The organism is Curtobacterium sp. PhB142 (genome assembly GCF_004341255.1).
Classification (GTDB): domain Bacteria; phylum Actinomycetota; class Actinomycetes; order Actinomycetales; family Microbacteriaceae; genus Curtobacterium.
In genome coordinates this window covers 212509-234756 of sequence record NZ_SLUT01000001.1, presented here as the reverse complement: position 1 = coordinate 234756, position 22248 = coordinate 212509, and the positions used below count along the sequence as shown (strand labels likewise).

Annotated in this window: 20 protein-coding genes; 9 read left to right on the top strand and 11 right to left on the bottom strand. The window is 70.7% G+C overall.

The features are described from left to right. Nucleotides 1–10: 10 nt before the first annotated feature. Entirely contained in the window at nucleotides 11–469 is a 459-nt protein-coding gene (locus EDF31_RS01160; RefSeq protein ID WP_111086495.1) for a DUF4383 domain-containing protein, read from the bottom strand. A 177-nt stretch (nucleotides 470–646) separates the two neighbouring features. Between EDF31_RS01160 and EDF31_RS01155 the strand changes: the two genes are divergently transcribed. Beyond that, entirely contained in the window at nucleotides 647–1003 is a 357-nt protein-coding gene (locus EDF31_RS01155; protein ID WP_123294566.1) for a VOC family protein, read from the top strand. A 79-nt stretch (nucleotides 1004–1082) separates the two neighbouring features. On the opposite strand, the gene EDF31_RS01150 is transcribed toward EDF31_RS01155, so the two are convergent. From EDF31_RS01150 to aztB, 4 genes are read right to left on the bottom strand one after another with little or no spacing between them, the layout of a single operon-like run. Beyond that, a complete protein-coding gene (locus EDF31_RS01150; RefSeq protein ID WP_131844882.1) occupies nucleotides 1083–2261 on the bottom strand; it encodes a hypothetical protein in 1179 nt (392 codons plus the stop codon). 26 nt (nucleotides 2262–2287) lie between these two features. After that, on the bottom strand, nucleotides 2288–3178 hold the full coding sequence (locus tag EDF31_RS01145; RefSeq protein WP_131845176.1) for a metal ABC transporter substrate-binding protein: 891 nt from the start codon (nucleotides 3176–3178) through the stop codon (nucleotides 2288–2290). Nucleotides 3179–3213: 35 nt separating this feature from the next. Continuing rightward, a complete protein-coding gene (locus tag EDF31_RS01140) occupies nucleotides 3214–4455 on the bottom strand; it encodes an ABC transporter (protein ID WP_131844881.1) in 1242 nt (413 codons plus the stop codon). Next, the gene (gene aztB / locus EDF31_RS01135; protein ID WP_131844880.1) at nucleotides 4452–5330 is read right to left on the bottom strand and encodes a zinc ABC transporter permease AztB; all 879 of its coding nucleotides are present in this window, start codon (nucleotides 5328–5330) and stop codon (nucleotides 4452–4454) included. The genes EDF31_RS01140 and aztB overlap by 4 nt, the downstream gene beginning before the upstream one ends. Before the next feature lie 50 nt (nucleotides 5331–5380). Here aztB and EDF31_RS01130 point away from each other — a divergent pair, with 50 nt between their 5' ends. Continuing rightward, complete coding sequence (locus EDF31_RS01130) at nucleotides 5381–6013, top strand: ATP-binding cassette domain-containing protein (RefSeq protein ID WP_243649794.1); 633 nt, start codon at nucleotides 5381–5383, stop codon at nucleotides 6011–6013. 91 nt (nucleotides 6014–6104) lie between these two features. On the opposite strand, the gene EDF31_RS01125 is transcribed toward EDF31_RS01130, so the two are convergent. The 3 genes from EDF31_RS01125 to EDF31_RS01115 form a co-directional block, all read right to left on the bottom strand. After that, entirely contained in the window at nucleotides 6105–7127 is a 1023-nt protein-coding gene (locus EDF31_RS01125) for a Gfo/Idh/MocA family oxidoreductase (RefSeq protein WP_243649793.1), read from the bottom strand. Further along, nucleotides 7124–8143 carry a Gfo/Idh/MocA family oxidoreductase gene (locus EDF31_RS01120; RefSeq protein WP_131844879.1) on the bottom strand — a complete coding sequence of 340 codons (1020 nt, stop codon included), beginning with the start codon at nucleotides 8141–8143 and terminating at the stop codon, nucleotides 7124–7126. Before EDF31_RS01120 ends, EDF31_RS01125 begins: the two co-directional genes overlap by 4 nt. 81 nt (nucleotides 8144–8224) lie before the next feature. After that, nucleotides 8225–9247, bottom strand: coding sequence for a LacI family DNA-binding transcriptional regulator (locus tag EDF31_RS01115; protein ID WP_131844878.1), 1023 nt, complete (start codon nucleotides 9245–9247; stop codon nucleotides 8225–8227). A 216-nt stretch (nucleotides 9248–9463) separates the two neighbouring features. Between EDF31_RS01115 and EDF31_RS01110 the strand changes: the two genes are divergently transcribed. The 6 genes from EDF31_RS01110 (at nucleotide 9464) to EDF31_RS01085 (ending at nucleotide 16563) form a co-directional block, all read left to right on the top strand. Next, the gene (locus tag EDF31_RS01110) at nucleotides 9464–11497 is read left to right on the top strand and encodes a beta-galactosidase (RefSeq protein ID WP_131844877.1); all 2034 of its coding nucleotides are present in this window, start codon (nucleotides 9464–9466) and stop codon (nucleotides 11495–11497) included. Continuing rightward, on the top strand, nucleotides 11494–12405 hold the full coding sequence (locus EDF31_RS01105; protein WP_123294575.1) for a sugar ABC transporter permease: 912 nt from the start codon (nucleotides 11494–11496) through the stop codon (nucleotides 12403–12405). The genes EDF31_RS01110 and EDF31_RS01105 overlap by 4 nt, the downstream gene beginning before the upstream one ends. Then, complete coding sequence (locus tag EDF31_RS01100; protein WP_243648935.1) at nucleotides 12402–13352, top strand: carbohydrate ABC transporter permease; 951 nt, start codon at nucleotides 12402–12404, stop codon at nucleotides 13350–13352. The genes EDF31_RS01105 and EDF31_RS01100 overlap by 4 nt, the downstream gene beginning before the upstream one ends. Before the next feature lie 64 nt (nucleotides 13353–13416). Then, nucleotides 13417–14757 (top strand): extracellular solute-binding protein, encoded by a 1341-nt coding sequence (locus EDF31_RS01095; protein ID WP_131844876.1) that lies wholly within the window; start codon nucleotides 13417–13419, stop codon nucleotides 14755–14757. A 136-nt stretch (nucleotides 14758–14893) separates the two neighbouring features. Beyond that, nucleotides 14894–16021, top strand: a complete 1128-nt coding sequence (locus EDF31_RS01090) for an XRE family transcriptional regulator (protein ID WP_131844875.1) — start codon at nucleotides 14894–14896, stop codon at nucleotides 16019–16021. A gap of 2 nt (nucleotides 16022–16023) precedes the next feature. Beyond that, nucleotides 16024–16563 carry a hypothetical protein gene (locus tag EDF31_RS01085; RefSeq protein WP_123937252.1) on the top strand — a complete coding sequence of 180 codons (540 nt, stop codon included), beginning with the start codon at nucleotides 16024–16026 and terminating at the stop codon, nucleotides 16561–16563. Nucleotides 16564–16732: 169 nt separating this feature from the next. Here EDF31_RS01085 and EDF31_RS01080 read toward each other — a convergent pair whose 3' ends face one another. The 3 genes from EDF31_RS01080 to EDF31_RS01070 are packed head-to-tail and all read right to left on the bottom strand — an operon-like array spanning nucleotide 16733 to nucleotide 20203. Continuing rightward, the gene (locus EDF31_RS01080) at nucleotides 16733–17473 is read right to left on the bottom strand and encodes a copper homeostasis protein CutC (RefSeq protein WP_131844874.1); all 741 of its coding nucleotides are present in this window, start codon (nucleotides 17471–17473) and stop codon (nucleotides 16733–16735) included. Continuing rightward, nucleotides 17470–19026: a M81 family metallopeptidase gene (locus tag EDF31_RS01075; RefSeq protein WP_243649792.1), complete on the bottom strand. Its 1557-nt coding sequence runs from the start codon at nucleotides 19024–19026 to the stop codon at nucleotides 17470–17472. Before EDF31_RS01075 ends, EDF31_RS01080 begins: the two co-directional genes overlap by 4 nt. Beyond that, nucleotides 19019–20203 carry an ROK family protein gene (locus EDF31_RS01070; RefSeq protein WP_111085915.1) on the bottom strand — a complete coding sequence of 395 codons (1185 nt, stop codon included), beginning with the start codon at nucleotides 20201–20203 and terminating at the stop codon, nucleotides 19019–19021. The genes EDF31_RS01075 and EDF31_RS01070 overlap by 8 nt, the downstream gene beginning before the upstream one ends. 216 nt (nucleotides 20204–20419) lie before the next feature. On the opposite strand from EDF31_RS01070, the gene EDF31_RS01065 reads away from it, so the two are divergent. Continuing rightward, a complete protein-coding gene (locus tag EDF31_RS01065) occupies nucleotides 20420–22216 on the top strand; it encodes a peptide ABC transporter substrate-binding protein (protein ID WP_131844872.1) in 1797 nt (598 codons plus the stop codon). The last annotated feature ends 32 nt before the right edge of the window (nucleotides 22217–22248 follow it).

The following is a 22248-nucleotide window of genomic DNA, read 5'->3' as shown; positions in this document are numbered from 1 at the left end:
CGGTCGACTGTCAGCGCGTGCGCGCGCCGATGCGCGGCAGCACGAAGCCGAGGACGATCATCGCCACGGCGAGGAACGCGTGCAGGACGTTGTCCGCGCTGTTCAGGGGGACGAAGTTCGCGGGGTCCGCCATGCCGGCCGTGAACAGGCCGTAGACGAACAGGACCGCATAGACGATGCCGCCGACGATCAGGTACAGGCGAGCGCCCGACGCCGAACGGGCTGCGATGAGTCCGACGATGCCGAAGAGCAGGTGCACGATGTTGTGCAGGACCGACACCTGGAACAGGCCCAGGAGCAGGGCCATGGAGCCGTGACCGGCCATCGACATCGAGCCCATGTCCATCGTGAGTCCGGGGATGAAGCCGGCGATGCCGACGATCAGGAAGACGACACCGAAGAGGAGCGCACCCTTCTGGGTCCACGTCGAGCCGGTGCGGTTGCGAGCGGTTGCTGCGTTGCTGGTCATGGTGAGACCTCTCTTGTCGAGCGCGCCACGGATGTTGCGCACAGGGTATTCGGGGCCGATGCGCAGTCGGATTGCAGGGGGCATCCGATTTCCGAACGTGCGGGTGTTCGCTGAACCGGCCCGCATGCCCCGCTGCCTACGCTCCGCCGTACGGCAACACCGACGGAAGGCAGCACCATGGCAAGCGGAGTCGCAGCGGTATGGGTCCCGGTCACCGACATGCAGCGGGCGGTCGCGTTCTACCGCGACACCCTCGGACTGACGGTCACGGACGAGTCCGACGACTGGAGCGAGATCGATGCGAACGGCTTGATGATCGGGCTGAACGGCCGTGAATCGGCGAGTCCGTCGAGCGGCGGGGGAGCGGTCATCACGTTCCAGCCGGACGGGTCGATCGAGGACGAGTTGGCCAGCATCCGCGAGCGTGGTGCGGACGTGCAGGGCGAGATCAGTGAGCACCCGTGGGGCAAGATCGTCCCGTTCAAGGACAGCGAGGGCAACGACCTGCAGTTCTACGCGCCGCCGCAGGGCTGACGCGGTCCCAGGACGGACGGGAGGCCCGTGGCGGTGTCGCCACGGGCCTCCCGTCCGTCATACGGTCCCGTCGAGAGCGCTACGCGACCGCGATCTCGTTGGGTACGCCCGGCAGTGCGTCGCTGGAGGCGACGACCTTCCCGGTGGTCAGGTCGACGGCGTGCACCTTCCGCTCGGCGGGGTCGGTGACGTAGGCGATGTCACCGGCGACCTCCACGGCGGGGTGGGCGTCCTGCCACTCGGCCGGGCCCTCCCACGCGTCGATCACGGGGAACGAGTCGAGATGCTCCCCGCTGGTCTCGTCGAAGGTGTGCAGGGCGCCGTCGTCACCGAGGACCACCGCTTCGTCGCCGGGGCCGCGTGCGAGGTCGCGGAACGTGAAGCCGACGCCGTCGGGCAGGTCCGCGACGGTGTACTTCCCCGAGGCCGCGTCGATCAGGGCGATCTGGTCGAGCAGGTAGCCCTCGCTGTCCGGGTCGTCGTTGTAGTCACCGACCGCGACCGACGAGTGTGGCGTGGTGAACAGGTTGCCGGTGCGGCCGTACTCGGTGGGTGCGCCGATCTTCTCGAAGGCGCCGTCGGCGTAGACGAGCGCGCCGTCGGTGCAGCCGAAGACCGCGACCTCGTCCTGGACCGCACCTTCGCCGTGCACGTCCGGGCACGATTCGGAGCGGGTGCGTTCCTCGCCGTCGGCGTCCAGGGCTCGGACGCCCGTACGGCTCTCCTCGGTGCCGATGGTGGTCAGGAGCGTGCCGTCCTCGAGCTCGATCGCGACGCCGTGGTGCGCCGCCTCGGACTCGGTGGTCCGGGCGTCGGGCAGGGCGTCGCCGTCGAGGTCGGTGTTGGCGAAGGTCGTCACGTCGCCGGTGCCGTCGGCGAACAGGGCGGTGCGGTCGCCGTGCACGACGGCGTGCCCACCGGTGTCGGCCGGGAAGACCTCGTCGGTGAGGGCCGGGTCCGCTGCGGTGTCGAGCACCCGGAAGCCCTCGGGCACCGTGACGAGCACGTGGCGGCCGTCGCCGGCGGGGTTCACGCGGGTGAAGCCGTCGACGGCGTCGTCGGCCACGACCTGCAGGTCCTGGTCGAGCACGAGCAGGCCGCCGTCGTAGGTCAGCGTGATGCGGGTGCTGTCCGCCTTCGGGGTCGAGGTGCTCTCGGCGTCGGCGGCGTTCGTGGCGCACCCGGTCAGGGCCAGGGCAACGGTGCCGAGCAGCGCGGCCGGCAGTGCTGCGGCGCGGAGGGTCTTGGTTCTGGTCATGGGCATCACTGTACTGATTCTCATTCTCATCTAGAAATCGGAGCCGTCAGGCCGTCGACGATCGAGTCGGTGTTCGAGCGCATCATCCCGAGGTAGGTCGACGCAGCGCCGTCCTCGGTCAGGGACTCGGTCGCCAGCGAGCGGATCGACACCTGCACGTCGACCTCGTCCGCCAGGACCTCGGCCAGGCGTGCGGGTTGGGAGGCGTCGGCGAAGATCGTCGGGACGCCCGCCTGCTCGATCGCGTCCGCCAGGTCACGCAGGTCGGCGGCGCTCGGGGACGCCAGGGTCGTGCCGCTCGGGATCACGGCACCCACCACCCGGAACCCGTAGCGGTCGGCGAGGTAGCCGAACACGTGGTGGTTCGTCACCAGGGCCCTGCGATCGGCGGGGATGGTGTCGAACGCGGCGGTCATGTCGTCGTCGAGGGCATCGAGCCGGTCGGTGTAGGCCTCGGTGCCGGGAGCGTCGATGCCGACGGCGTCCAGCTCGTCGTCGAGGGCCTCGACCACGTCGATCATCCGTGCGGGGTCCGTCCAGAAGTGCGGATCGGGGCCGCTGTCGTCGTCGGTGGTCCACTCCAGGGCGTCGATCGCGTCACCGGCGGTGAAGACGGCCACGCCGTCGTCGGCCGCGGCGCGGACGTGGTGGGCCACGCCTTCCTCGAGCCCGAGGCCGTTCTCGACCACCAGGTCTGCGCTCCGGAGTCGCGCCGCCTGCTGCGCGGACACCTCGAACGAGTGCGGGTCGCCGCCAGGGGGCATGAGCACCATGACGTCGACGTCGTCGCCGACGACCTCGGTCACGACGTCGCCCAGGATGTTCGTCGTCACGGCGACGAGTGGACGGTCCGACCCGGTCGTGGTGCAGCCGGCTGTCGTGACGGCGAGGGCGGTGACGACGAGGGCCGCTGCCACCGCACGCGCGGTGCGCCCGACCGGCGTGGTTCCGCTCACAGTCCCACCTCGGCGAACGCGACGGGCGCGAACGGGAGCTCGATGGTCCGGGCCACGCGGGCGCCGTCCGCGAAGTCGACCTCGTGCACGACGGCGGCCGTGGGGTCGGCCACGTAGGCGCGCTGCGCGTCGAGCTGGAGCAGCGGCGCGGTGTCGGTGTCGGTGTCGCTGTCGACCAGGGGGTCGGTCGTCGCGACCTTCCCGGTCGAGGCGGTCACCACGACCACCCGACCGGCGTCGTCGACCCCGACCGCGTGCTCGTCCTGGTCGTCGACGGCGACCACCGCACGCAGCGGCCGTTCGGTCGGCACGTGCTGCCAGGAGCCCTGTCGGACGTCGAGCAACCAGAAGCCGGTGTCGCCCGCGAGTCCGGCGACCGTGGGGCGGCCGGCCCGCGCGGCGAAGGCGGTCGGACGCTCGGCGTCGTCCGGCAGCGCGACGAACGAGGTCGCGCCGGCATCGTCGACGACGACCGCCCCGTCGGCGCAGCCCACCACGGCGCCGGCGCGGGTGACGATCCCACCAGCGGGGTCGGTACAGGCCTCTCCGGCGCTGGTCGACCCGGTCGGCTCGGTCGACCCGGTCTGCTCTCCGTCGGTGTCGAGGACGCGGACGGTGTCGCCCTCGGCGGCCACCAGGTGCTCGCCGAGCGGCAGCAGCACGGTCGCGTCGAGTCGTGCGGTCTCGTCGAGCTCGCCCTGCCCGAGTGCCGCGCGGTCGAGCACCACCGCCTCGCCGCGCTCCGGCCAGGCGATCGTGGTCATCGTCTCCGACGAGTGCACCTGGACCGGACCGCCGCCCTCGAGCGTCCCGACGACGCGCGGCTCGGCGGCGTAGTAGTGCGTGTGGTCGCCGTGGTCGACGGTCCAGGAGCCCCCGTCGACGACCGTGGTGCGGTCGCCGTCGCTCGTCACCAGGAACCGACCGTCGGTCGCGGAGTGCTCGGCTGCGCCGACGCGGTCCAGGTCGGTGGTCTCGCCGGTGAGCAGGTCGTGCAACGCTGTCTCGCCGGTCGCGGAGACGGCCAGGAGGCCCAGCTGGGGTTCCTGGGACTCGGTCGCGCCCGCCACCCAGCCGTGCGGGGCCGTGGTCGCGCTGGCGTCGTCGGCCGGCGGTGTCGACGCGGTGGAGCACGCCGTGACGGTGAGCGCGAGGCCGGTCGTCAGGCCCAGGGCGCCCAGGAGTCGCGTGCGTCGTGCGCGTGTGTGTGGGCGGTCGGTGGTCGGGTCGTGGTTCATGGTGCCTCTCGTGCTGGTGCTCGGACGGGGTGTTCGACGGGCCTGGTGGTCGCGCGCGCGGTGCTGCGTGCGACGGCTGCCAGCCCTCGGGACAGGGCGACCCCGGCGACGGCGACGGCCGCGATGCTGGCGCCGGCGGCGGTGCCGGCGTGCCACGAGACGAGCAGGCCGACCAGGACGGCGGCGACACCGAGCACCGCGCCGAGGAGCATCGTCGAGGCCACGTGCTTCGTCCAGGCGCGGGCCGCGGCGGCGGGCGCGAGCAGCAGTCCGACGACCAGCAGGGTGCCGACCGCGCGGTACGAGGCGACGACGGCGAGTGTGACCAGTCCGATGAGGACCACCTCGGCGAGGCGGGGGTGCAGGCCGAGCGTCGCGGCCTTGCGGACGTCGAAGGCGAGTGCCGTGAACGGTCGGTGGAACACGGCGGCGGCGAGCAGGGCGACGGCGACGGCGATCGCCAGGCCGACGAGGTCGGCGCGGGTGACGGCGAGCACGTCGCCGAACAGGATCGCGGTGACGTCGGTGGCGAAGGACCGCGATGCCGACACGATGATGACCCCGATCGCGAGCATCCCGACGAAGAGCAGCCCGATCGAGGTGTCGTAGGACAAGCCACCGCGCCGTCGCAGCGCCCCGACGCCGAACACCATCACCCCGGCACTCACGGCGGCGCCGAGCACCGCGGGGACTCCGGTGAGCGCTGCGATCGCGACGCCGGGCAGCATGCCGTGCGACAGCGCCTCGCCCAGGAACGCCATCCCGCGCACGAGCACCCACGTCCCGACGACGGCGCACAGCACCGCGGCCAGGGAGCCGCCGGTCAGGGCGCGCACCATGAAGTCGACGGTGAAGGGGTCGGTCAGCCAGGTCACGATCCGAGACGCTACATGAAAACGACTATCGATACTGATAGCGTGTTCAGGTGCCAGCAGCCGACACACGACCAGCCGTCCGCCTCGAGCAGGTGACCGCCCTGCGCGGGGAGCGGACCGTCCTCGACGGCCTCGACGCGGCCTTCCCGGCCGGCCGGGTCACCGCGCTGACCGGACCCAACGGATCCGGCAAGTCGACGCTGCTCGACGTGGTGGCTGGCGTGCTGCGGCCGACCGCCGGGCGCATCACGGGCCTCCCGTCCGACGGCGTCGCCCACGTGAGCCAGTCCGTCCCGCCGACCACGCTCCCGCTCACCGTTCGCGCGACCGTCGCGATGGGGCGGTGGCGTCACCGGGCCTGGTGGCGACCGCTCGGACGCGACGACAGCGCCGTCGTCGACGCGCAGCTCGAGCGGATGGCGATCGCGGACTTGGCCGACCGGCCCCTCGACGCGTTGTCCGGCGGGCAGCGGCAGCGCACGCTCGTGGCACTCGGGCTGGCGCAGCGGGCTCGGGTGCTGCTCGTCGACGAACCGACGGCCGGCGTCGACGCGGCGTCCGCGGCACTCGTGGTGGCGGCGCTCGCTGCCGAGGCTGCCGACGGCGTCGTGGTCGTGCACGCCGCACACGATCCGGTGGCGATCGCCGCAGCCGACGCCGTGGTCACCCTCCCCGCGCCCTGAGGACCCACGCGAGCGCGCGTGCCGACGACGAGTGCGCATGTTCCTGCGTGTGCACTCGTCGTCTGGCGGTGCAGTCGGGGCGCCGCAGGCTTCAGTGAACCTCGACGGTGCGGCCCGACGCCACCGACTCCTGCGCCGCGAGCACGATCGACAGGGTCCGCAGCCCGACGTGCGCGTCCGGCTGCGGCTGCACGCCCGCCCGGACGGCGTCGACGAACGTCCGGAGCATCACGGCGTCGGGGTCGGCACCGGTGCGGGACTCGATCGGCAGCCCGGTCTCCGCGACGATCCCGCGAGCAGCCGCCCCGAAGAAGTCGAGCGACACCGTGCCGCCCGTCCCGGCGACGTCGAGCGTCAGCCCACCCCACACCGCCGAGGTGTCCGGCTTGCTCCACGAGCAGTCGATCGCGGCGACGACGCCGTTCGCGTACGTGATCGTGACGAGTCCGGCGGTCTCCGCCTGCGCCCGGGCCGCGTGCAGTGTGCGGTTCGCCACCGCGGTCACGATGACGGGTGCCGACCCCATCAGGCCCTCGAGCAGGTCCGCGATGTGCACGACGTGGTCGACGATCGCGCCGCCGCCGGACAGCTCCGGCTCGGTGAACCACGACCGGGTCAGGGGGAGCATGCCGTTGTTCGCGCCGCGGATCGAGAACAGCTGCCCGAGCGCCCCGGAGTCGTGCGCCGCGCGGAGCTTGTCGAACGCCGAGGTGAACCGCACCGGGAACGCCACCATGAGCATGACCCCCGCCGCCTCGACGGCGTCGCGGATCGCGAGGCCGTCCTCCCACGTGGTCGCGAGCGGCTTCTCGCACAGGACGTGCGCACCGGCGGCGGCCGCGGCCTCGACGAGTTCGCGGTGCCGGGCGTTCTCGCTCGTGACGACGACGGCGTCCGGGCCCCAGGCGAGCAGCTCGTCGTACGTCTCCGCGTAGTCGACCCCGAGCTCGTCGGCCAGGTCGCGGCCGCGGAGCTCGATGACGGTCTCGCCGGTGCTGACGCCGCCCGGATCGGCACCGCGGACCTCGACCCCCGGCATCGCGGTGAGGGCGGTGAGGTAGCCGATCGCATGGGTGTGGGCGAACGACATCACGGCGATCTTCAGAGCGGTCACGCGCGAGCTCCCGTCGTCAGGGACACCGGCTGCCCGGTGTCCATCGACTCGAGTGCCGCGTTCGCGATCCGGACCGCCTCGGCGCCGTCCGCCGCCGTCACCCGCGGAGCGGCACCGCCAGCGAACGCCCCGAGGAACTCGGCCAGCTCGAGCCCGTACGGGTCGTCGGCGGGGTCGACCTCGGGCAGGAAGCCGTCCGCGGCGTCGGGCACCGCGAGGTCGGCGACGTAGTCCTGTTCGTCGAGCGACCGGTGCGCCAGGCTGCCGCGCGTGCCCGTCACCGAGTACTCGGTCGAGAACGCGAGGTGCTGCGGTCCCCAGATCCCGGCGACGTGGCTGATCGCCCCGGACTCGTGCGTGAGCAGGACGTGTGCTGCCTCCACCGGCTCGGCCTCGGTGCCGGCACGGACGCCGACCGCCGACACCGTGGTGACGGGTCCGGCGACCCACCGCGCGATGTCGAGGTCGTGGATCATCTGGTCCATCACGATGCCGCCGGACAGTGCCCGGTCGGCGAACCACGCGGTGCGGATCGGGAAGGCCCCGGAGCGCACGAACCGCAGGACCGCCAGGTCGCCCAGGAGGCCCGTGGTGACGGCGTCGTGAAGGCGCACGTACGCGGGGAAGAAGCGCACCACGTGGGCCGGGAAGAGCTGTCGGCCGGCGTCCTGCGCACGGGCCACCAGGTCCGCGGCATCGGCGTCGGTCCGGGCGAGGGGCTTCTCCGACACGACGTCCTTGCCGGCGGCGAGTGCGGCCCGCACGACCTCGGCGTGGGCGAAGGTCGGCGTCACCACGTCCACGACGTCGACGGCCGCGAACAGGTCGTCGAGCGAGTCGACGACGGTGATCGACGACCCCACGGCGGCTGCAGCAGGGGCGAACGCCGCCGCGAGCTCCGGTGCACCGTCCTGCGCGTACACGACGACCGGGCCGAGGCGGAGCAGGCCGGGCATGTGCGCGTGGGCGATGCCGCCGGCGCCGACGAGGCCGATCCGGGGAGGGGTCGGGGGCATCGGGGCTCCTTCGCGGGGTGGACCGGTCGACGGTGACGGGGACCGGGCCATGCTACCGAGCCGCCGGTCGGAGGGTGGTGCTCAGGCGGACCCGCGCCAGACCACCTCGGTCGGCAGGATGAGTCCGTGCGGGCCCTCGTCGGCACCGGCGATCTGCGCGAGCACCTGCTGCGCCGCGCTCTCGCCGAGGGTGTGCGCGGGTTGTCGGACCGTCGACAGCGGCGGGTCGCAACGCAGTGCCCAGGCGCTGTCGTCGAAGCCGACGACGCCGACGTCACCGGGGACCGACCGGCCGCTGCGCTGCAGGACGTCCATCGCGCCGGCGGCCACGGCGTCCGAGGCGGCGAACACCCCGTCGAGGTCGGGGGCCCGGTCGAGGAGCTCACGCATGCCCTCGGTGCCGGCGGTGTAGCTGAACAGCGGGTTGCGGGCCACCAGCTCGGGGTCGAAGCGGTCGCCGAGCGCCGCGGTGAAGCCGGCCAGTCGGTCCTGCCCCGAGTCGCGGTCGAGCCCGGACGCGAGCATGCCGATCCGCTTTCGGCCGGTGGCGACCAGGCGCCGGGTGATCTGCTCGGCGGCCGCGCGGTTGTCGATGCCGATGTACGAGATGTTCGCGGCGTCGGACGGGTGGCCGACGAAGCACGCCGGCATGCCGATCTCCTCGATCGCCCGGGTGATCGGGTCGCCGTCGCGGGCGGACAGCACGATGGCACCGTCGACGAACCCGCCGCGCAGGTACTCGACGACGCGCTCGTTGTCGCGGGCCGAGTCGACCATGATCGTGACGAGCTGCTGGTCGGCCTGCGACAACACCGTGTTGGTGCCGATCAGGATGTTGCCGATGTTCGGGTCGTCGAGCACCTGGACCGACGGCTCGTGCACGATCAGGGCGATCGCTCCGGAGCGTCGGGTGACCAGGCTCCGGGCCGCCGCGCTGCGCACGTAGCCGACGCGCCGGACGGCTGCCCGCACGGCTTCGCGGGCTTCGGGCGACACGTACGGTTCGTCGTTCAGGACCCGTGAAACGGTGCCCCGGGAGAGTCCTGATTCGTCGGCGACGTCCTGGATCGTGGCGCGCTGGCGTGCGGTTCGGACCTCGGACATGCGGCAACCATATCCGTCCCACGACGGGCTCCAGCACGCGTCTTGTTGACAGCGGTCCGCTTCTGGTGTTCACTCTGGGAGCGCTCCCAGAACGATCCGAACCCGTTCGGTCCGGCTGGACTGGGAGCGCTCCCAGAACCTGGGAGACCTTCGCCGTCGAAGGGGTCGTCAACGACCGGAGCGGCAGCGGTCGCCCCGATCAGCGAGGACCCTGACGTGACCACGACCACCCTGCCGACGCCCGCCACCGGGGCGCTCGGGCTCGGCTCGACCGGGCTCGCCTTCGGGTGCGACTACAACCCCGAGCAGTGGGACCCTGCGGTCTGGGTCGAGGACGTCCGGCTGATGCGCGAGGCCGGGGTGAACCTGGTCGCGATCAACGTCTTCGGCTGGTCGCACGTCGAGCCGCGTCAGGGCGAGTACGACTTCACCGCGCTCGACACCGTCATCGAGCTGCTGCACGGCGCGGGCATCGGCGTCGACCTCGGCACCGGCACCGCCTCGACCCCGCCGTGGCTCACCACGCTGCACCCCGAGGTCCTGCCCGTCGTGGCGGACGGCACCACGCGCTGGCCCGGCGGGCGGCAGGCGTTCTGCCCGAGCTCCCCGGTGTACCGCGAGCTCGCCCTCGCCCTGGTCCGCGCCACGGCGGAGCGCTACGGCGACCACCCCGCGGTGAAGCTCTGGCACGTGTCGAACGAGCTCGGCTGCCACAACGCGCACTGCTTCTGCGACGTCTCGGCCGAGGCGTTCCGTGGCTGGCTCCGTGCCCGCTACGGCACCGTCGACGAACTGAACGCCGCGTGGGGCACCTCGTTCTGGAGCCAGCGGTACTCGGCGTGGGAGCAGGTGCTGCCGCCCCGCGCGACGCTGTCGTCCACGAACCCCGCGCAGACCATCGACTTCGACCGGTTCTCGTCCGACGAACTCCTCGGCCACCACCGTGCCGAGGCCGCCGTGCTCCGTGAACTGAGCGACAAGCCCGTCACCACGAACTTCATGGTCGCCGCGCACATCACCGCGCTCGACTACTGGTCGTGGACGGCCGACATGGACGTCATCGCGAACGACCACTACCTCGACCACCGCCTGCCCCGCCCGCACGCCGAGCTCGCCTTCGCCGCGGACACCACCCGCGGACTCGCCGGCGGAGCCCCGTGGCTGCTGATGGAGCACTCGACCGGCGCCGTGAACTGGCAGCCGCACAACGTCGCGAAGGCACCGGGCCAGATGCTGCAGGACACCGTCGCGCACATCGCCCGGGGCGCGGGCGGCGTCTGCTTCTTCCAGTGGCGCGCGTCGGTGCAGGGCTCCGAGAAGTTCCACTCCGCACTGCTGCCGCACGCCGGCACCGATTCGCGCACCTGGCGCGACGTCGTCGCCCTCGGGGCGCTCGTCGAGCGGCTCGGCGAACTGCGCGGATCCCGGGTCGTCGCCGAGGTCGCGCTCGTCTTCAGCTGGGAGAACCAGTGGGCCGCCGACCTGGAGGCCCACCCCACCACTGCGCTCCGGTACCTGCAGCAGGTGCACGCGTTCCACGCCGCGCTCCGAGACCTCGGGGTCACGGTCGACGTCGTCGCGCCGGGCGCCCCGCTCGACGGCTACGCCGCGGTCGTCGTCCCCGAGCTCTACCTGGTGCGCGACGAGCACGCCGCCGTGATCGCCGACCACGTCGCCGCCGGTGGCCACGCGGTCGTCACCTTCTTCAGCGGGATCGTCGACGAACGCGACCGGGTCCGCACCGGCGGCTACCCCGGCGCCTTCCGCGACCTGCTCGGCATCCGGGTCGACGAGTTCCTGCCGCTCGCCGCGGACCAGGCGATCGCGCTGTCCGACGGCACCACCGGCACCGTGTGGTCGGAGCCCGTCGCGCTGCGCGGCGCCACGAGCGTCGTCGAGTACGCCGAGGGCCCGCTCGCCGGCTCCGCCGCGGTCACCCGCAACGACCACGGCGCCGGATCCGCCTGGTACACGTCCACCGTGCTCGAGGCCGACGCGCTGCGCGACCTGCTCCGCCGCGTGCTCGCCGAGGCCGGCGTCTCCCCGGATCCCGCGACCGCACCGGGTGTCGAGGTCGTCCGGCGCCGCGACGACCAGCACGAGTGGGTCTTCCTGCTCAACCACTCCGACCAGCCCGCCTCGCACACCGTCACGGGCCACGAGCTCGTCACCGACCGACCCGTCGACGGCGTCACCGTCCTCGACGCCGGCAGCACCCAGATCATCCGCACCGACAGGAACCGATCATGACCACCACCACCCAGCGGCCCCGCGCCGTCCGTCGTCGGGGCGGGGGCTCCCGCTACCGCCTGGCGATCGCGATCTTCGTGGTCCCGTTCGCCCTGCTGTTCACCGCGTTCTACCTCGTCCCGATCCTGTACGCCGTGTGGCAGTCGCTGCAGAAGATCGAGCGCCAGGGCACGTTCGGCGCCCCGACACAGGTGTTCGGCGGGCTGAGCCAGTACGCGCTCGTGTTCCAGAACAGCGCGTTCTGGGACTCGGTGCTCCGCGTGCTGCTGTTCGGTGTCGTGCAGGTCCCCGTGATGCTCGGGCTCGCGCTCCTGTTCGCGCTGCTGCTCGACTCCCCGCTGCTGCGTGGCAAGCGGTTCTTCCGCCTGGCCTTCTTCGCGCCGTACGCGGTCCCCGGTGTCATCGCCGCGATCATGTGGGGCTACCTCTACGCCCCGGACCTGTCGCCGTTCTCCGCCGTGACCTCGAAGGTCGACTTCCTGGGGTCCGGCACCGTGCTCTGGGCCGTCGCGAACGTCGTGACCTGGGTCTTCGTCGGCTACAACATGCTCATCATCTACTCGTCGTTGTTGGCGATCCCGGCCGAGATCTACGAGGCCGCCAAGCTCGACGGGGCCTCGCAGCTCCGGATCGCGCTGTCGATCAAGATCCCCCTGGTCGTGCCGGCGATCGTGCTGACCGCGGTGTTCTCGGTGATCGGGACGCTGCAGCTGCTGACCGAGCCGACCGTCTTCCGGCAGTTCACCTCGACGATCTCGTCGACGTTCACGCCCAACATGCTCGTCTACTCGACCTCGTCGGTGCCGAACTTCAACCTGGCGGCCGCGTTCTCGGTCGTCCTCGCCCTCGCCACGTTCATCCTGTCGATCGGGTTCCTCCGACTGACCCAGCGGAAGGCCGCCCAGTGACCGTCCACGCACCCACCCCGGGCGACACCGTGCGCGACGCGGGCCGACCGCTCGAGCCGAACCGGGCCTCCCGTCCGCACCAGCACGGTGCACGCGGGCCGCGGGAGAGCGTCATCTCGCGCAGCGCCGCGATGATCGTGATGGGTGTCTTCACCCTGTACTTCCTGCTGCCGATCTTCTGGCTGCTGGTCTCGTCGACCAAGACGGCCGCGAACTTCAACACCACGTTCTCGCTGTGGTTCAGCGCGACCTCGGTGCAGGACTTCTTCGCGAACCTCGCCGAGCTGTTCACCCGGCAGGACGGCATCTACCTGCGCTGGCTGCTCAACAGCATCGCCTACGCCGGTGTCGCCGGGCTGCTCGGCACCGTGCTGTCGGCGATGTGCGGGTACGCCCTGGCCAAGTACCGGTTCCGTGGGCGTGAGGCGCTGTTCAACACGTTCCTCGGCGGCGTCCTCGTGCCGGCCACGGCGCTCGCCCTGCCGCTGTTCCTCATCTTCAGCCAGGTCGACCTGACCGACACGTTCTGGTCGGTGTTCCTGCCGAGCATCGTCAGCCCGTTCGGCGTCTACCTGTCGCGGTTGTTCGCGGCGTCGAGCGTGCCCGACGAGATCATCGAGGCCGCGCGCATCGACGGCTCCGGCGAGGTCCGCACGTTCTTCACCGTCGCCGTCCGGCTCATGTCGCCGGCCCTCGTGACGATCTTCCTGTTCCAGTTCGTCGCCGTCTGGAACAACTTCTTCCTGCCGCTCGTGATGCTCCGCGACTCGTCGCTGTTCCCCGTCACGCTCGGCCTCTACACGTGGAACTCGAGCGTGAACCAGTACCCCGACCTGCGCACCCTCGTGCTCATCGGGTCGTTCGTCTCGATCATCCCGCTGCTCATCGCGTTCCTGAGCCTGCAGCGCTTCTGGCGCTCCGGCCTCGGGTCCGGCGGTCTGAAGTAGCCACCCGACCAGCACTCCCTCCGCACACCAGCCCTCCCCACACCACATCCCGAACGGAAACAGCATGAAGACAACGAAGTTCCTCAGCGTCGCCGCCCTGGCGGTCGCCGCGACCGTCGCCCTCGCCGGTTGCAGCGCCGGCGGCAGCGGCAGCGGCGGCGGTTCCTCCGACACTGCAGCCGCGAGCTGCAAGCCCTCGAGCGGCAAGGTCACGCTCGACTTCACGACCTGGGTGCCGAACATGGACAAGGTCGTCGCCATCTGGAACAAGGCGAACCCGGACATCCAGGTGAAGACCTCGATCGTCGCGAACGGCAACAGCGGGACGTACCAGAACTTCTTCAACCAGCTCAAGGCGAAGCAGGCGCCCGACATCGGCCAGGTCGAGTACGACACCCTGCCGGCCTTCCGGGTGCAGGGCGGCCTCGAGGACATCGGTGCGTGCTCCGGCATCTCGGCGGCGAAGAAGGACTTCTCCGACGGCCTCTGGAACCAGGTCACCTTCGGCGAGTCGAAGTCCGTCTACGCCGTGCCGCAGGACTCCGGTCCGATGGCGCTGTACTACCGCAAGGACCTGTTCGAGAAGGCCGGGCTCGACGCCCCGAAGACGTGGGAGGAGTACGCCGAGGACGCCGTCAAGATCAAGGCGCTCGGCGGCAACATCACGAACTTCGCCAAGGGTGACGTCAACCAGTTCGCCGGGCTCGTGTCACAGGCCGGCGGCCAGTGGTTCGCGAACTCGGGTGACTCGTGGAAGGTCGACCTGACCGACGCGAAGTCGAAGAAGGTCGCCGACTACTGGCAGGACCTGATCGACAAGAAGCTCGTCAACACCCTGCCGAGCTTCACCGACCAGTGGAACGCCGCGTACGACAGCGGCCAGGACTGGACCTGGGTCTCCGCCGTCTGGGGTGCGAACACCATCTCGAGCGGTGCGCCGTCGACCTCCGGCAAGTGGGCCGTCGCGCCGATGCCGCAGTGGAGCGAGGGCGAGTCGAAGTCGGCCGCCTGGGGCGGTTCGTCGAACGTCGTCTTCGCCGGCAGCGAGCACCCCGCCGAGGCGTCGAAGTTCCTGGTCTGGCTGAACACCTCGACCGAGGCGCTGTCCGCACTGAACAAGGAGGCCAACCTCTACCCGGCGTCCTCCACCGGCGCCGAGCTCCCCGCGCTGACCGAGGGACTCCCGTTCTACGGCAACCAGAAGATCTACGAGGAGTTCGCGACCGCAGCGAAGGACATCCAGCCCTTCACCTGGGGTCCGACGATGACGCAGACCTACTCGGACGTCTCCGACGGTTTCGGCTCGGCGGCGTCCGGTGACGGCACGCTGCTCGAGGCACTCGAGTCCGGGCAGTCCAAGACGGTGGCGGCGCTCAAGGCGCAGTCGATCCCGGTCAAGGGCTGACAGCGCTGACGCGCTGACGGCGGACGGGAGGCACGGTGCCAGCTGGCACCGTGCCTCCTGTCCGTTGCTCGGTCACGCTGGCAAGCGCGGCATGTGATGTGTTGCCGTTTGCGATAATCGCAAGTACGCTAGCGACATGGCCGGATCCCTGGAACAACGTGTCGAAGCCGTCATCACATCGGTCGACCTCGGGCGAGCGGACTTCGCAGCCTCCATCGGCATCGACGCGAGCAAACTCTCGAAGTCGCTCTCGGGTCGGCGACGGTTCTCCTCCCTTGAACTGGCCAGGATCGCCGACGTGGGCCGTCGCAGCGTCGATTGGCTGATCACTGGGCGTGAGCCGTTCCGACCGGTGTTCGCCCAGCGCGCCCGGCTCGCTGGTGTCGATGACGAAGCGGGGGCGAGGACGGTCGAACTCCTCGCCACTGGCGTTCGTGGCCTCGCAGCGGTCGACCGCCCGTTGGCCCTGCCTGAGCTCCCGCAGCTCGCCCAACGGTCGAGCTGGTACACGGTCGAGGCGGCTGAGCTCGCGCGTCGCTTCGTCGCGGCGATCGGTCGACCGCTCGGCGGCCTGTCGACGCACGATCTCATCTCGGCCATCGAACGCGTCTTCGGCGTGATGGTCGTCGTCACCGACCTGCCGGAGGGGATCGACGGTCTCTCGTACGAGGACGCGCACTGCCGGGTGATCCTCCTCGCGACCACCGACCGGCCCCTCCGTCAGCGGTTCACGCTCGCGCACGAACTCGCGCACATCGCCTTCGGTGATGCTCGTCAGGGCATGCTCGAGGAACGAATGGGGACGGCGCGCTCGAACGTCGAGCGGCGCGCGAACAGCTTCGCCGCGGCCTTCCTCGCCCCCGCGGACGAACTCAGCGCGGCGATCGGCGGGCGCTCGACGGCAGCGGCGTTCCCGGAGCTGGTCGGGCACTTCCAGCTCTCGCCCGAGTCGATGGCATGGCGGCTCTTCAACGAGAAGCACATCGGCGAGACCGACCGAGCAGGTCTGATCGGCCTGCGCGCTCGCTCGATCTACATGCAGCTCGGGAAAGCGGCCGAGTACGTCGACCTGTCGCACGCTGCGGGGGAGCCACGTCCGAGTTGGCTGCTCGTCAACGCTGCCCTCGATGCCTACCGCGACGGCGACACGACGGTGAAGCCCGTCGCGACGCTCCTTGGGTGGGCACCGCAGGATGCCGAGGAGTTCTTCGCGCTGGACGATGGATCGACACCGGTCCCAGAAGCCGGCATGACCGAGAACTGATCGTGGCGCTCCACTGGTTTCCGGACAACTCGCTGATCTGCAACTTCGCTGCCGTCGACGAACTCGACCTCTTGCGTGCCAGCCTCCACGGTGCAGGGAGGGTTGTGGAAGCCGTTGCGTTCGAGATCGAGCGTTCCACAGCCCATGTTCCGAACCTCGCCCGGCTGGACCTCCACGACTGGTTCGGTCCGGCGATCGAGTTCCGCGATGTAGTCGATCAGCTGCAGATCGAAGCGGTGCGCACGGCTCGCTTCGGCGGTGGCGACGAGAAGCCCCTCGAACACCTCGGTGAGAGTCAGACGCTCCACCTGCTCCGGACCCGCGCGGAGTTCGCGGGAAGCGTCTGGATGAGTGAGGACGGCGGGTCGCTCAGAGTGGCCGGGCGCATGGGCATCGTCACTCGAGACACGCGTGCTGTCCTTGAGGAACTCGTCGCGTTCGGTGAGGTGACGGCGCAGCGGGCTTACACGATCGCCGTCGCGATCGAGCAGGCCGATCGGCCGATCCTCAGGATGCCGACGTCCTCCCGCGACCTGTCGTAGTCGGACCGGAGGCACGGCGCGAGGTGGCTCCGTGCCTACCGTGTGGTCGGTCAATCTCAGAACCCAGCAGTCAGATCTTCTGAGGTAGCGGCACAACTCAGAAGATCTGGCCGAGTTGTTCTGAGGTCGGGAGGGTTCGACGGGCGTCGCGGCTGACGCGGGCTCGGTGTCAGGCGTCGAGGGCGCGTCGGGCGGCCGTCACGACCTCGGCATCGGTGACGAAGTGCGCCGAACCGTCGTCGGCGCCGCCCATCGGGACCCCGGCGTGGGCGCTGTCCGGCGCGGCACGCTTGGCCGACAGATGCACGGCGGCGGCACCGGTCGCGACGAGCGCCGGGATGTCGGCCGGGGTGACACCGGCTCCGGCCATGACCTGCACGGGCCCGGCGGCGTCGACCATCCGGGCGATCGTGGCAGCGCCGGCTCCGGCGGTGGGAGCGCCGCCGGAGGTCAGCACGCGGGTGAACCCGAGGGCGGCGAGCGTGGCTGCTGCGGCGACGGGGTCCACCGCGTGGTCGATCGCCCGGTGCAGGGTGATCTCGGCGGTCGTGCTGACCGAGCGGGCGGCGTCGACGAAGCGGCGCAGGGCGTCCTCGTCGAGGGTCCGGTCCGGGCGCAGCGCACCGACGACGACACCGGCGGCACCGGAGCGCAGGACCGTCCGGACCTCGCGCACCATGAGCTCGACCTCGTCGGGGGTGTGCACGAACCCGCCGGGGCGGCACCGGACCAGCGCGTGCGCCGGGATCCCGGTCTCGTGGGTCGTCTCGACCAGGGCCTGGGACGGGGTCAGCCCGCCGAGCTCGAGCCCGACGCAGAGCTCGACCCGGTCGGCCCCGCCGTCCCGTGCGACGACCGCACCCTGCGGCGAGGTGACCGCGATCTCGAGTGCAACGGGCGAAGGGGTCATGCAGAGGCTCCGAGTGGCTGGTCCGAGGCCGGGATGATCCTGGCGGTCAGGTCCGGGGCCTCGGGGAACACTCGATCGTAGGGGAACATCGGCCGCTCGATCCTGTGGTGCCCGAGGCGGAGCAGGTCCTGGTCGACACCACCCGGGGTGAGCGCGAGCATCCAGTCGGCGGCCATGTCGAACAGCTCCGGCTCGAGGTACCCGATCTTCACCACGACGACGTCGGCCTGCCGCGGTGCCAGGTCGAGGTCGGTGAAGTCGTGCTCGTGGTGGTACGGCTTGCGCAGCTTCGTCAGGATCGCGAAGACGCTGCCGACCTGCAGCACGACCTCGGTCTCGGCGTCGCGGTCGCCGTGCTTGATCGCGTGGACCCGCCCGGTCATGGTGATCGGTCCGGCGTGCACGGCATCGACCGACGCACCGGCGGTCACCGTGACGGTCGCACCCACACCGGCCTCGACCGCGGTCGCCACGGCGGCGGCGCCGGGGACGCTCGCGTAGATCAGGGTGGGGCCGTCGGCGCTCGCGAAGGCCGGGTTCGCGAGCACCTGCGTCAGACCCCAGGTCATGTCGCCGGAGCCGCCCGCGGTGGGGTTGTCGCCGGAGTCGGACACGAAGTAGGGGTGTGCGGCGCCGGGTGCGAGCGCGGCGGCGAGGCACTCGTCGAACGTGCCGGTGGGGGCGACGAAGACGAAGTCCTCGCGGACGTCCCAAAAGGCACGGGCGAGTCGCTCGGCACCGGCGGCCACGGCGGCCTCGTCCCACCCGGTGACGACGGTGACGGCCTGGTCGCGGGGCTGGTCCGCCCAGGCGTAGCCGACCCAGATCGCGGCGTCGAGCACGCCGTCGGTCTGCTCGACGAGCGGCACCTGCGCGTACAGCGAGGCGGCGGGTTCGAGGCGGGTCGAGGTCTGCTCGCCGGGCAGCAGAACGGGGATCGGGATCCAGGCCTTCACGGGGCGCTGCGCTCCGGCAGGACGCGTGGTGAGCACGTCGACCAGGTTCCGGACGGCACGTTCCTTGGTCTCCATGGCGTCCTCGTGCGGGGCCATCCGGTAGCAGGTGACGAGGTCGACCTGGTGGGCGAGCTCGCCCGTGACGTTGCCGTGCAGGTCCATCGACGCCGACACGATGACGTCCGGGCCGATCACCGCACGGATCCGGCCGAGCAGGTCCGCCTCGGCGTCGTCGAGGCCCTCGACGACCATCGCGCCGTGGATGTCGTACCAGAGGCCGTCCACGTGCTCGGCGTCGACGATCGCGCGCAGTCGCGTGACGATCTCGGCCGCGAGCTCCTCGTACGACGCCCGGTCCACGATGCCGCCGGGCAGCGCGTGCCCGATGAGCGCCCCGCGGAAGTCCGCCGCGTCCGACATCGCGGACAGGAACGGGTACCGCGCCACGACCTCGTCGCCACGGTCCGGGTGGAACGCCGGTGCGTGGGTGCGGGTGGGGGTGAAGGTCGACGTCTCGATGGCCAGCCCGGCGATGGCGACGACCGGACGACGGGCACCGGCGGGGACGGCGGGGGTGGCGGACACGGTCTCAGACACGGACGCTCCTGTTCCTGGTGGTGGACTGCGGGATGGGGGTGGACAGCTCCTCGAGCGACGCGGCGAGGCCCCGCTGCAGCGCGAACTGGCCGGCACCGACGAGCCCGGCATCGGCACCGAGCGACACCGGCTCGATGGCCAGGTGCTGCGTCATGAGCGGGTGGCAGCTCTCGTAGAGCTGACTGCGCACGGCCGCGATGAACGGGTCGAGGGTGGAGAGGATGCCGCCCAGGTAGACGGCGTCCGGGTTGAAGAAGTTCACGTTGGCCGCGAGCACCTCGCCGAGGTACCGACCGGCCAGGCGCACGGCACGGGTGGCCTCGGGATGGGCGTCCGAGGCGAGTCGGACGACGTCGGCGGTCGAGGAGACGTCGACCCCGGCGCCCGACAGGATCCGCACCAGGGCAGCTCCGGACGCGACGGTCTCGAGGCACCCGGTGTTCCCGCACGAGCACGGGGTGTCGCCGGCGGCGTCGATCCGCACGTGGGTGATGTCCCCGGCCGAGCCCGTGGACCCGCGGTACAGGCGGCCGTCGATGACGATGCCCGCGCCGATCGCCGATCCGGCCTTGATCGTGATGGTCTGCCGGCGTCCTGGAGGCTGCACGCTCTGCTCGCCGGCGGCCATGCAGTTCGCGTCGTTGTCGACGATCGCCGGCAGGCCGAAGCGGTCGGACAGCCAGGCGGCCACCGGGAACCCGTTCCAGCCCGGCATCCGGCTCGGCAGGTCGACGACACCGGCCTCGACGTCGACGGGTCCGGGCAGGCTGAGCCCGACTCCGCGCAGACCGGCACGGCCACGGTCGTCGGCGAGCCGCTCGAGCAGGCCGGCCAGTCGCTGCAGGCCGGCGGTCGGACCGTCGGAGAGCGCGAACGGGACGTTCGCGACCGACTCGAGCGCGCCTCCCGGCAGCACGATCCCGACCCGCGCGTGCCCGCCGCCGACGTCGGCGGCGACCGCGTACTCGTCGACGCCGCCGATGCGGAGCACCTTGCGAGGACGGCCGCCGGTCGAGACGTCGGTGCCCTCTTCCGCGAGCAGCCCGTGCGACAGCAGCTGGGTGACCACGTGCGACACCGTCGACGGAGCGGCGCCGAGCAGTGTGGCGATCTCGGTGCGACTCGCGGCCTGACCCGACGCGACGAGTTCGAGGACGCGAGCAGAGAGGTCCGTCACGACTTTCTCCAATCCGGGGGAAACGACGGCCGAACCGACCGAACACCCGGAGCCTAACCGGCGGAACGGCCCGTTCACCCTTTCGTCCAAACGGCAGAAACGCAGTTTTTACACGAAGATGTTTGTTTTTCCAACGGCTTTGGCCATTGACTGTGTCCGTGCCGCTCGGCACGCGTGCTCCACCTCCCCAGAACTCCCACGCACCAGGAGACACACATGACCAAGCCCCGCCGCTGGGCGCTCCTCACCGGAGCAGCGATCGCCGTGAGCGCCCTGCTCGCCGGATGTTCCGGGGGCGGTTCCGCCACCTCGAACGCGAACCCGGACGAGATCAACTACGCCCTCCCCGCGAACTTCACGCCCAACTGGATCCTGCCGATCGGCACCGCCGCGCACCTCAACACGAACAACGGCTCCATCGCGCAGTCGCTGTACGAGCCGCTCGTCGCGTACGACGGCTCCACCGGCAAGATCGCGTGGAACAAGGACGGGTCCGTCGCCACGGACGCGGAGTTCGCCGACGACGGCAAGAGCGTCGAGATCACCCTCGGTGACCGGCACTGGTCCGACGGCGAGGCGATCACCAGCCGCGACGTCGAGTTCTGGTTCAACCTGATCAAGGCGAACAAGGACCAGTGGGGCTCGTACTCGAAGGGCAAGGCGCCGGACAACTGGACCTCGTTCAAGACCGTCGACGACACCCACTTCACGATCACGTTCGACAAGGCGTACAACTCCGACTGGATGCTCGCCAACCAGCTGAGCCACATCATCCCGCTGCCGCAGCACGCCTGGGACAAGACGAGCGCGAGCGCCAAGGTCACCGACGCCGACGAGACCACCGCCGGCGCGAAGCAGGTCTGGAAGTACCTGAACACCGCGGCCGGCAAGATCTCCGACTACGCCACCGACAACCTGTGGAAGACCATCTCCGGTCCGTACGGCGTGAAGGCGTTCACCACCGCCGGCAAGGTCACCCTCACCGCGAACACGAAGTACGACGGTGGCGAGAAGCCCTCGATCGCGACGGTCAACCTGCTGCCGTTCACGACGGCCGACGCCGAGGTGAACGCGGTCCGCTCCGGCGAGGTCGACTACGGCTACATCAACGCCACGGACATGGACCAGGAGTCCTCGTTCACGGCGAAGGGCTACGAGGTCGAGCCGTGGACCGGCTGGGCCATCACCTACATGCCGTACAACTTCAACAACCCGGACATGGGCGCGGTCTTCAAGCAGCTGTACGCCCGCCAGGCCGTGCAGATGTCGATCGACCAGAAGTCCCTGTCGAAGGTCGTCTTCAACGGCACCGCCACCTCGACCTACGGCCCGATCCCGCAGGCGCAGGAGTCCGACTACGTCTCCGACGTGCAGAAGGACAACCCGTACCCGTTCAGCACGTCGAAGGCCAAGGACCTGCTGACCAGCCACGGCTGGGAGGAGCAGGGCGGCACGATGGTCTGCACCGACCCCGGCACGTCCGACAGCCAGTGCGGTGAGGGCGTGAAGAACGGCACGAAGTTCACCATGGGTGTCCTGTCGCAGTCCGGCTCGACCGTGACCGACAACATGATGAGCGCGATCCAGTCCTCGCTCGCGAAGACCGGCATCGGCTTCACCATCAAGACCGCGCCGGTGTCGAGCGTGCTCTCGCAGACCCCGACCTGCACGAGCGACGAGGCCAGCTGCGACTGGGACCTGTCGTTCTTCGGCACCGCGGGCAGCTGGTACTTCCCGGCCTACCCGACCGGTGAGTCGCTCTTCTCGACCGGTGGTTCGGCGAACTTCGGCAGCTACTCGAACAAGCAGGTCGACGACCTCATCGATGCGACCACCACCTCGACCGACGCCACCGCCGTGCAGGACTACAGCGCCGCGGTCGCGAAGGACCTGCCGGTGATCTGGCTGCCGAGCCCCGACTACCAGATCTCGGTCGTCAAGAAGGGCCTGTCCGGGTTCGACCAGGACTCGCTCGCCAACTTCCACCCGGCCCAGTGGAAGTGGAACAAGTAGGACCGTGACCACGGACGGAAGGCGCGGTGTGC